Here is an 11,413-nt window from a genome sequence, read left to right on the forward strand (position 1 = left end):
CACCTTAAACACCTAGGAGCCCCTCCTCTGAGGATAATGTAAACACGCGCAACTCAATGTGGGCATTCGGATATTGTAAAACTTCATAATCCAAACTCTCCCAATAAAATCTCCATTGCAGCGCCTCAATGGCACTCAATAACGCTAACAACTCTTGATATCCACCGGCCAGTTCAAGCACTACACCATGCTTGAAGACACCAGTGCCTTTAAGCGCGAGCGATGTTTTTCCATCCGGCTCGGTAATCGTTGTATTCAATTGTAATTCGGTGGCCGGTAGCGTTTGCACCTTAAGCAACCTAAGCTGCGCACTTTGCAACAACATATCTTCCAACACCTTTGGAAGCTGATCAGCACTGATCAGACCTTGTGATAGTCCCTTTAAACGCTCATCCGCCGCCAGAATCTGCTGCTCTAGCTTTGCAATTTCTACTTTCTTAACCTGATATAATTCACTTGCTGCAGCCATTTTTAGCGTGCTAATTTGCAACTCTGTTTGCTGCTGCTCTGAATTAATTGTCGCCAGCTCATTTTTCAAAAGTAGCTCACGCTTTTCCAAAGGCGAAGCAACCATAAGCTGCCAAAATAAATAGATCAACACGATAAGTGCCGCGCCAATAAGCACACGCTCGCGCAGCACACGAGCATCAATTTTTTCAGCTACAATTTTCCAGTACTTCATTATTGACGAACCTCTTCAGCTTTTTCGCTCGCTTCCAGCAAACTTTGCACCAAGGTTTTATCGCGCAACTTTAAGGTTTTAGCATCCAACATTTCTGCAAGACTGAATTGATAAATTGCTTTATTAGCACTTTGTGGTACGACATTCAGCACACCAAATCCCACCCCTGCAAATGCAGGCTCTGTGCGTAACTGTTGAATATAGAGCGGCACCTGATCCGCGCTGCGCGTAGTCCCTAACAGCTCCACATAGTTTCCGCCTTTTTGCAAAGAAAATGCTCGGAGGCTGACACTGGCCATAGACTGCCGTCCGAGCGCGGCTAACTGCAGAGAAAAGCCAGTGTTATTACCCAAATCCTTATTAGATATAACCTCAAATATCTCTTGGCGCTTATTAAAATCATCCGTCAACCCCAAAATTTTTGCATCAAATAGCGCCAAATCATTTTTTGGATTTTGCACAAGCAACTCTGCCAATTCAGCTTTAGAAGTCGCTAAGGCAAGCTGATCTGAGGCGACTTGGAGCTGTAATGTATGTATTGCACGGGCTTTATACACACTTAAAAAAATCAACAACAACACCAAAATAACCATTCCAGACAATATATGGATACTGCGCAAGGGATCGCGATTAGGTTGAAACTGAGCTTTGTATAAATTAATTTGCTGCATTTAGCTTGACCCTAACTGATCTTGACGCAGTGCTACACCGACTGCAGCCAAACATAATGACAAGCTGTGCTCCGCCACCCCTTCGGCAATTTGCAAACCACTTGCCAAATCGAGAACATTAATAGAGACAGCCAGTGCATTACTAATAGCACCCGTAAGTTTATCGGGGGTCACATTTTCGCCGCACAAATAAACATGCGTTGGGGGAACTTGACGCATCTGCCGTTCAAAATAATCCAAGGAGCGCTGCAACTCGAGAATCAAGGCATCTGCGGGTAAGTCATCCAGCAAACCACCATTGTAGGGAAGTGAAAATTGACGCGACAAATACAGTGCGCCACCGCGAAAAATTTGTAGGCTACCGCCACCCTGTACTAATTTTACCAAGGCAATACCGCGCTCAGTATCACAGCAGGCTTCAGCCAAATTACGCAAAGCCAGTTCAGGAATATCTATAGCTTTTAAGCTCAACCCCGCCAGCTTCGCATGATCTGCGAGCAGTTGAATATTTTTACTCTCGCAAACTACTGCATAAGCCATGCGATTGGTGCCACGAGCACTATCTTCAGGTAATAAAAAAGCATCGACCACCGCCTCTGTGATGGGATACTGCACAACATCTTTTAATCTCCAACGCAGAGCTTCCGCCAACTCTTCAGCAGGAACCTTGGGCGCCTCTCCCAAAACCAGCTGATATGCGCCTGCGGTTAAAACAAAGCTGCACGGCACAGTCAACAAACCCAATTTAAGCAACCGAGCACGGAGGAGCTCAACAGGATTGGAGCCAGCTTCAAATAATAATTGTTCACAGTGAAGTAACTGTGGCTGTTGATTGGAAACTCGCCTTATATGAGCAAAGCTGACATAGTCTTCGCCAAACTCAATACCTAACAGTTCGTTTCTTCCACGACCAGAGGGAGTTAGAAAGCGTATTATTTGAGCAACTGACGTCAACGTAGGCCTCTCAGACGGCGGTACTTGGGGTAACGAGAGAATTAGCGGCTGTGAAACTTCCGCTAAACAAGTAAAATCACTGCCACTCAGCTAATAACTCTTACTTATAGTTGGCAGTAAATACATAACTCTTAACATAGACCATAAAGGCAAAAAACGCCAAATGCTCAACATAGTTCTCTTCGAACCAGAAATACCTCCCAACACCGGAAATATAATCCGCTTAGCGGCTAATACCGGCTGTCGCTTGCACCTTATAGAGCCGCTCAGCTTTAAGCTGGATGCAAAAAATGTTGCGCGCGCGGGGTTAGATTATGCTGAAACACAAATTATCGAATTGCATGGCAACTGGGCCAGCTTTTTAGCGAAAGAGCAACCAAAGCGTATTTTTGCGCTGAGCACCAAAGGTACGCGCCATCACAGCGATGCGTGTTTTATGACAGGTGACTATTTATTGTTCGGGCCTGAGACCCGCGGCTTACCGTCCGAAATACGCAGCGCACTACCGCAGGAGCAAGTACTGCGCATCCCCATGGTAGGCAATAGTAGAAGCATGAATCTATCTAATGCAGTCGCAGTGATGGTTTATGAAGCTTGGCGTCAGATAGGATATGCTGGCTCCCTCGAGGTCACCCCAACGCCAAAATGAAAAACAACCGCTTAATGAGCAATGCATTACTACTTTACGAACTCCAACCACTAGGTGTCATCTACAGGAACTGCGCATGAGTAAAATTCAAATATTTATTGGCAGCGTTTATGGCGCTGCTGAACAGGTTGGCGAAATTGCCGCGGAAGAACTTAACAAGCTAGGTCACGAAACAACGCTTAATACCTACGCAGCGGCAAAAGATTTAGCACGCGATGCCGAAGAAATCATCCTGCTATGCCATTCAAATACTGGCTCCGGTGAACTCCCCGACAACATCCAACCTCTGTATTTACATTTAACACGCGATGTCCCCCGCATTGCGGGGCGTCGTTATGGTGTCATCAATTTAGGTGACAGTAGCTACACCACCTTTAATGAAGCAGGCATTGCACTCGACGCTGCCTTTGCCGACCTTGGTGCACAACGCTTAGGTGAACCGCTCGTACTCGATGCCTGCAGTGGCGACGACCCAGCTACAGAAACACGCAACTGGATTGCCCAATGGGCCAATCTGATTTAATGACTACGCGAAGCAACAATCAAACTCATGAGTGAAAATAAAACCATAGGGCTCTTTTACGGCTCATCTACTTGTTACACCGAAATGGCAGGCGAAAAAATTCGCATGCGGCTAGGAGAGGAGCGCGTAGATTTTTTCAATATTTCCGACACACCCATAGTGCAGGCAGAGTTTTACGATTATTTAATTTTTGGTATACCCACCTGGGATTACGGCGAGCTGCAAGAGGATTGGGAAGAAATTTGGGATGATTTGGATGGCATCAACCTCAGCGGACGCAAGGTTGCGCTTTATGGATTGGGCGATCAAATTGGGTATCCCGAATGGTTCCTCGATGCCATGGGCTATTTACACAGCAAATTAATTGCGCGCGGCGCAGTTACCTGTGGCTACTGGCCCAAAACTGGTTATGAGTTCATAGGCTCCAAAGCATTAACACCTGATGGCGAAGCATTTGTAGGCTTGGCGCTCGACGAGGAAAGTGAATTTAATTTAAGTGCAGAACGCATCGAGCAATGGTGCCAACAAATACTCACCGAGTTTGGGTTGCCCGACACACATCAGAGCCCAGCCAAATCTGCAGATTAAGAAATCTTCTGCAGCAATCCTAAACAACACCTTCTGAGAAATCCGTGAGCGAAGAATCCAGCAGTATTTCCCATGCGCAGCTTGAATGGGATCAAGAAGGCCAGCCAGTCTCCACCGCCTTTGGCGATGTCTACTTCTCGCGTGCCAATGGCTTAGAGGAGACTCGCCACGTTTTTTTACAACACAATCAACTCAATGAACGCTGGCCAACATTAATTAACGGCGAGTTCTTCACCATTGCAGAAACTGGGTTTGGCTCTGGCTTAAACTTTCTTGCCGCATGGCAGCTCTGGCTAAATATTGCACCGAAAGATTCGCAGCTACATTTTGTCAGCGTCGAAAAGTTTCCACTTAGCAAAACAGACTTAACGCGTGCACTTGCGCTCTGGCCCGAATTAGATGATCTCGCCCAAGCCTTAATTGATGCCTACCCTGTATTTATTGGCACCGGCATTCACCGCCTTAACTTTTCTCTGGGCCGCGTCAAACTCACACTTATCATCAATGATGCGGCACTCGGATTTCAACAATTATTGGCGACTACACATCCACTCTTCGCCCAATCATGTACCAAAGTCGATGCCTGGTTTCTCGACGGTTTCGCGCCTTCAAAAAACCCACACATGTGGAGCGAGGAACTATTTAACGCCATAGCGTTACTCAGTTACCACCAAACAACGGCTGCCACCTTCAGCGCTGCCGCTATCGTAAAAAATGGTTTAAAACATGCGGGGTTCGATGTAGTAAAAGTACCCGGCTTCGGGCGCAAACGCGAAATGGTAAAAGGCTATTTTGCGCGGCCCCCGCAAACACCAGAAGCGGATACCTTTTTCAATCGCCGTAGCTTTTCCCCCTACCCTGTGCCTTGGGCAATCAATCTCAATCCCAGAGTGAATGACAAACGCGCCATTATTGTTGGCGGCGGTCTGGCAGGCTGCAGCAGTGCGCGCGCGCTTGCTGAACGCGGCTGGCAGGTCACGCTACTCGAGCGGCATCCTCAGCTAGCAAATGAAGCCTCAGGCAACCCTCAAGGTGTGCTCTATGCCAAGCTTTCCCATAAAACTGAAATGCAGGCTGAATTTAATCTATGCGGCCTACAATACAGCCTGCGTTTTTATCAACATTATTGGCAAAAAGCAGGGGAACAATGCGGAGTGCTACAACTCGCCTACGATCAAAGCGAACAAGAGCTGCATACTAATTTACAACACAAGTTTACAGATGCTGCGAACCTAGTAACTCAAGTAACTGCAGCACAAGCCAGCGAAATTGCAGGCACAACATTAGATTACTCAGGGCTTTATTTCCCGCAAGCAGGCTGGATAAATCCGCGTGCGCTCTGCGAACAACTAGTGCGACATAAAAATATTCAAATCATCACCACTCAAGCAGCGCTAAGTATTCAATATAATGATGGCTTATGGCATGTTCACACCGAAGAACAGATATTTAGCGCGCCTGTTACCGTGCTCGCCAATGCCCGCGACGTTAAAGACTTCAGCCAAACGCAGCACCTACCTATTAAATCTATTCGCGGGCAGATCACCTATATAGCTGCAAACGCAAACAGCAACCAACTTAAAACCCTACTCTGTGGCGAGGGCTATATAGGCCCTGCAGTGCAAGGCCTATACTGCACTGGTGCAACCTTCAACCTAAAAGACGATTGCTCAGAACTACGCGCAAGCGATCATCAAACCAATCTCAACAACTTACAAAAGCTTATCCCTGAATTAGCAGCGCAATTGCAGGAAACAGATTTAAACAAACTAGACGGACGCGTCGCGTTTCGCTGCACACTACCCGACTACCTGCCTGCCGTAGGTCCAGCTCCCAAAGAACAAGAGCTTCTAAATGACTTCGCTCCGCTGAGAAAAAATTCACGCGCCGGAATACCATTACCAGGCAGCTATTGGCCAGGGCTTTTCATTAACATTGGTCACGGCTCACGCGGCCTCGCTTACACACCACTCTGCGCAGAAATTCTTGCCGCACAAATCAACCAAGAGATTCCACCGGCAACACGTGAGCTAATCAACGCACTTAATCCAGCGCGATTTTTAATTAGAGATTTAATTAAAAATAAACGCTAGTCACATTTATTAATACCCGACACAACAAAACATCAAGATGTCCAGTCCTAGCATAAGTTGACACCTATTTTAGGAGTGGACATATTTAAGAAGCCGACAGTCCAACCAAGCTAGGTCACATTGACTTGATCCCGCGCTTTGAGGTGTTTTGCAAAGGCGGAACGGGAAACCTATTACCTAAATTCAATGAATTCACGATTCGACATATGAATGATGAAATGGAAATAATTACGCCACTCAGAGCTGGCATCGAGTCTGATGCTAACGCCCTAGCGTAGGCAATTAAAACCATTAGTAAAGCCAAAGCCATATATCCCGACGAGTGCAGCAGTTATTCAAACAATGACTCAGAAGCGAACTCATTGCAGCCAATCGCTGCTAAACCGACGGTATTAGTCATCTATGGGGAACCATTCCCGACATCATGACTATGCAGCTCTTAGTGCGCAAAGAACTCCTCACCAAGATATATTTAGAGGAATTAAAGCCAAGTCGTTTGATGAATAAATATGCTCGCTAAAGCTATAAACTTTAACTCATAAAAAAGCCCACACCCCAATTAGGGTGTGGGCAAAACGAGCAGAGGAGACTCTACTGAGTATTTAGTTTACTGGCACGAACTCAATACGATCTGCATTCCACTCCCAGGTTGATGCGGTGGTGCCGGCCGAGATGATGCGCAGGCTGTGGGTGCCTTGCGTTAAACGCAGGCTGCCGATGACTTCTAACAGTGAGAATTGATCCCAGTTGTTATTGTTGGGCACAGTCTTTTTCGCAACCGACACACCGTCAATCAATATCTCTATGGCGCCACCGGTTTGGTTGGTGCCTAGGTAAGCATTGATTTTGTAGTTGGCTGTGGCCGCAATGTTGATACTGTAGTCGGCCCAGTCGCCGCGTTGGTTGTAGTTAATGGCGCCAACGCCTGCGGCGGTGGTGTACTTTTCAAAACCCTGATAAGTACCGCCGGTTGCCGTGAAGGCCTCTGCCTGCACAACTACTGCGGTAGCTTGCGCGGAAGAGCTGGCGGCGCTAGAGGATTTTGGTGTAGCTGCCACCAAGGTGAACTCTATGCGATCCGCATTCCACTCCCAAGTTGATGCCGTAGTGCCCGCAGAAATAATGCGCACTGTGTGGGTGCCCGCCGTCAATTGCACACTATTGCTCAGGTTTAGCTTGGCAAACGCATCCCAATTGTTGTTGTTGGGAACGGTTTTTTTGGCAACCGACACATTGTCGATAAGTATCTCTATAGCGCCGTCGGCAAGCGTGGTGCCCACGAAGGCGTCGATGCTATAGCTGCCGGCAGTGCCAACAGTGATGCTGTAGTCGGCCCAGTCGCCGCGTTGGTTGTAGTTAATGGCACCTACGCCCGCTTGTGTTGTGTATTTTTGGAAGCCTTGGTAAGCACCACCGGTGGCGCTATAGGCCTCTGCTTCCAACACAATTTTAAGCCCGCTGCTCACTGAACTAGAGGATCCAACTGGCGCGACTGATGACTTAGCTACCGAAGACGGTGCTGTCGAAGAAGGCGCTGTTGAAGAAGGCGCTACCGACGACTTAGGCACCGAAGATGGCGCTACTGACGACTTAGGCGCTGATGATGGCGCGACTGACGACTTGGCAACTGAAGACACTGAACTGCCGCTCGTTGCCTTTAATAGGCGATAACCAAGCTTGTCCAGGTTCCACTGATAAGCGCCACCGGCACCGACGCTCAAGAGCTTGATGGTATTAACACCAGTTGCATTGATCTGCAGGCCGTTGGTAACCACAGTGGTCACATGCTGATCCCAGTTGCCATTGTTCGGCAGTGAGGAGCGGCCATTGGAGATGTCGTTAACAAAGAACTCTACCCCTGCGCCATCCAGCGGTGTGCCCGTGGCTAATACCAGTTGATAGATACCGGTTTGGGTGAAGTTAATATCAAACTCTACCCAGTCGCCGGTTTGGTTGTCGTTGATGTTGCCGAGTGCAGTATTCTTTACAAAACCACTATAGGCACCGCCGGTCCGATCAAAGTTTTCAGCTTCTACATAGACCAGGCTGGTATTAGAGGCCACAACTTCAACTTGGGTTTTACCACTAAAACCACCGTCGTTACTGCGCCCGGTAATTTCCGCTTGGCCTAGGCCTACGCCCTTCACCAAACCGGTGCTGCTAACGGTAGCAATAGCGGTGTTGCTTGAGGTCCAGCTAACCGACTTGTCGCTGGCATCGCTTGGGGTAAAGGCAGTTTGAATTTGCAGGCTGTCATTTTGTGGAATCAAAGTACTGGCGGGCGTTATTGCCATGCCGGTCAGTGCCTTGGCTTTTACCTGCAGGGTGGCGCTACCTACAATGTTATTGGCCGCTGTTTTGGCGTTAATAGTCACTGTGCCGGTTTTTAAGCCGGTTACTACACCCTTGCTGTCAACGGTTGCCACTGCGGTGTTAGAGCTAGTCCAGGTCACTGCACGGTTGGGCGCATGAATGGGTTTTACCGCTGCGCTTAATTGCTTGCTGGCACCTATGTAAAGCGGGTTAGGTAAACCCACTACCGCAACACTTTCTGGCAACAACTGGCCTACAGACACAGTGGCGGTAGACTTTATGCCGCCGCTAACAGTAGTAGCAGTAATAGTGGCGCTACCTGGGTTGTTACCCGTTACCAAACCGTTTTGATCAACACTGGCGACGCTAGGGTTAGAAGAAACCCAGGTGACGTTTTGGTTGGAAGCTGCAACTGGGGTAACACTAGCCTGTAGGGCAACCGAGCGAGTGACCAACAAATTGTCGATGCTGGTTTTGTTCAAGTTTAAGCCAGTGGTTGCGGTGCAGGGGCTGCAAGCTGCAGGTGCACTGCGCGTGACTTGAGTGTCCATATCCCATACCTGCATAGCCACAGCGGCAACTTCCCCTTGATAAATACTGGAGAATTCTATGCTGTTATTACCTGTGCTATTGAGGTAGGAAATTGGGAAAGGAATTTCCAAGGTAGCCATGGAGCGCCCAGTTCTTCTTGCTTCATCGCCGCGCCAATCGGACTTGAAGGTCACCGCATTGCCGTTAATTTTAAGCACCATGCGGCTGTCGGACGAGTCGGCCGCTATCTGGCCGTTAATGAAGAAAGCACCGGTTATCCGCAGTTGCGCTTCACCTTTGGCCGGTTTAGCTACACCATTAACCTGGGTGCTAAAGCTGCTGGCCGCCACACGATAAGGGGCGTTGGGGGTAAGAGCTTCAGCTGGGTATTTTTTCTCTTTGCTGTTGAGCGCAGGGTTAAGGTTATTGGTGTACTCAATATCCATAATTACCGTGGCATCAGCGCCTATGGTGACGTTTTTAGGCAGGCTGGTCAGGGTCGCATCGGCCAAAATCGGCTTGCCTACACCGTTACTTGGTTTGTTGTCGGCATCAATCCCTTCATCCAAATAAAGGTGGCGCATGGTGATATTTTTGATGGTGTTGCCACTGATACCGGCAAAGGCCAAATCAACTGTGGTAGGGGTAGATTCCAAGCTGTTAAGAATCACATACATGTGCTTGTTGTTCACATAGGCATCAACCTGAATATCGCGGTCGCTGGCATAGGTGTCTACCCGGGTGCCGTCCACGTCGCGCCACAATTCATACCACTTAATCGAGGGGTTAAAGTCCCAGGTACAGTTGGTGTAGGCGGTGGCGGTTTCAGTACAGGTGGAGTAGTCGCGATCCAGCAAGCTTTGACCGTAGGGGTTTTCTTTGCCGTCATCGCCCCATTCGCCTTTAACCACAATAAAGGGCATTGAGAGGGTGATGTAATCTGGGCGCTCCATAAATTCCATCATCATTTGCGAGAAGGGTTTGAGTACTTCCCAGCGCATGCGTTGACGATCCAGTGTGGATATAGAGGTGCCGGTAATATTGCCGTACTCAGACACAATCACTTCTTTGTGCTGGCCGAGCATTTTCATGTCATACCATTCCATTAAGTCCATTACACCTTCGGTTTGAAAACCGGTGCGCAATGCGCCATTTTTGGTGGTGCTACCGCTCCATGAAGACCAGTCGTATAAATGGATGGAGTAGAAATCCATATTTTTACCGGCGGCATCCATAAAGCCTTTCCAGATGTAATCCCACTGGTACCAATTGGCTTTGGGGTCTGGACCATTGGCAGCCATGGTGGGTGACTTGGCAAAAATTCCATTGGTGATGGCATTTTTTATAGCAACGCTGCCAGCATCGGTGCCATAAAAAGCATTTAACAGGCTGTCACCGCGACCGCGGGTTGCACCTGTGGCGGTTTGATCGCCATTTTGCAGATCGTGTAGCCCCCAGGTCATACCGCCAATTTTAGGGGCTTTAGCGCCCAGTTCGGCGCGCACTTTATTGGCGACAACATTGTGATACTCAAACAGTTCTTCCCAAGTAGATAGGTGGCCTTCGCCGCCTTGGGTATTCATTTGCATGTCGGGTTCGTTGACTACTTCCCAATACTTAGGCATAGGAATAGCCGTGGGGTCGCCCTCGTATTTCACAAAGAATTGCTTTAGAAATTCGGCGTACCATTCAGCAGAGTCAAGTGAGGTGCGCGGGCGCCAGGGCGTTTCAGTGGTTAAACCGCCGCCAAACCAAGAGTAGGAACTCCAGTTGGGAAAGGCGGGGCGCGGCTGAGTGCCCATGATAAGAGAAGAGGTGCGGCCAAAGTATTCCTGCGCATCGGCGTATTTGGTGTCTAGGTTGTCTTTATATTGCGCCGAGAGTTTGCTTAGTTGCGATAGATCAGCCTTTTCGGCATAGCCATATGGAAAAGGGCCTGGCGAATATTTAGAGCGGGCAATGTCACCGCCAGTTTGACTGAAGTAATACATGGACAAGCCGTTGTCGCGGCCAAAGGTCACGCCTAAGTCCATCAAGTAATCCAGCTTTTCTTTTTCGCCGAGGAAGTCATTTTCCATAGGGCTGGCGTGAATGGTAATACGTCTTTCACGGCCGAAATCAGAAACCCCATTAACCGAGTGTTTGATGTTGGCGTTGATATCGACTTTAACGTTTTCTGCCGATGCTAAAGACGCAAGGCTACCGAATAATCCGGTAGAAATAGCGGCAATAGCAAGGCCGAGCTTATGTTGCTTAAACATAGATGCCTCTTTGTGTAGTAAAAATTGATGTAGTGAAAATTATCGTTATTGGAAAATATTACAAACTGTGAATAGCAATTTATTGTTGTTATTTAAAGTTGGCTCTGCTTGAGCCTTGTTAGCGGCGGGCGTGGCAAATCCCCTGCTC

General features: G+C 48.3%; 8 protein-coding genes. 4 read left to right on the forward strand and 4 right to left on the reverse strand.

Annotated elements, in window-relative coordinates:
- Positions 1-4 precede the first annotated feature (4 nt).
- The 3 genes from AC0KUT_RS12025 to pilM are packed head-to-tail and all read right to left on the reverse strand — an operon-like array spanning position 5 to position 2,307.
- Positions 5-682 (reverse strand): MSHA biogenesis protein MshJ, encoded by a 678-nt coding sequence (locus tag AC0KUT_RS12025; RefSeq protein ID WP_488830188.1) that lies wholly within the window; start codon positions 680-682, stop codon positions 5-7.
- Positions 682-1,353: an MSHA biogenesis protein MshI gene (locus AC0KUT_RS12030; protein ID WP_488830189.1), complete on the reverse strand. Its 672-nt coding sequence runs from the start codon at positions 1,351-1,353 to the stop codon at positions 682-684. Before AC0KUT_RS12030 ends, AC0KUT_RS12025 begins: the two co-directional genes overlap by 1 nt.
- Positions 1,354-2,307 (reverse strand): type IV pilus biogenesis protein PilM, encoded by a 954-nt coding sequence (pilM, locus tag AC0KUT_RS12035; protein ID WP_488830190.1) that lies wholly within the window; start codon positions 2,305-2,307, stop codon positions 1,354-1,356. It lies immediately after the preceding gene.
- Positions 2,308-2,470: 163 nt separating this feature from the next.
- On the opposite strand from pilM, the gene trmL reads away from it, so the two are divergent.
- The 4 genes from trmL to mnmC all read left to right on the forward strand — a co-directional run bounded on the left by trmL (position 2,471) and on the right by mnmC (position 6,160).
- Positions 2,471-2,956, forward strand: a complete 486-nt coding sequence (gene trmL, locus AC0KUT_RS12040) for a tRNA (uridine(34)/cytosine(34)/5-carboxymethylaminomethyluridine(34)-2'-O)-methyltransferase TrmL (protein ID WP_488830192.1) — start codon at positions 2,471-2,473, stop codon at positions 2,954-2,956.
- 76 nt (positions 2,957-3,032) lie between these two features.
- Complete coding sequence (locus AC0KUT_RS12045; protein ID WP_488830193.1) at positions 3,033-3,479, forward strand: flavodoxin domain-containing protein; 447 nt, start codon at positions 3,033-3,035, stop codon at positions 3,477-3,479.
- A gap of 27 nt (positions 3,480-3,506) precedes the next feature.
- Positions 3,507-4,067, forward strand: coding sequence for a flavodoxin FldB (gene fldB / locus AC0KUT_RS12050; RefSeq protein WP_488830195.1), 561 nt, complete (start codon positions 3,507-3,509; stop codon positions 4,065-4,067).
- Positions 4,068-4,111: 44 nt separating this feature from the next.
- The gene (mnmC, locus tag AC0KUT_RS12055; protein ID WP_488830197.1) at positions 4,112-6,160 is read left to right on the forward strand and encodes a bifunctional tRNA (5-methylaminomethyl-2-thiouridine)(34)-methyltransferase MnmC2/FAD-dependent 5-carboxymethylaminomethyl-2-thiouridine(34) oxidoreductase MnmC1; all 2,049 of its coding nucleotides are present in this window, start codon (positions 4,112-4,114) and stop codon (positions 6,158-6,160) included.
- Positions 6,161-6,762: 602 nt separating this feature from the next.
- Here the strand turns inward: mnmC and AC0KUT_RS12060 are convergent.
- Entirely contained in the window at positions 6,763-11,265 is a 4,503-nt protein-coding gene (locus tag AC0KUT_RS12060) for an Ig-like domain-containing protein (RefSeq protein WP_488830198.1), read from the reverse strand.
- Between the last annotated feature and the right edge of the window lie 148 nt (positions 11,266-11,413).

Source organism: Cellvibrio sp. 25HG11W-0 (assembly GCF_057815475.1).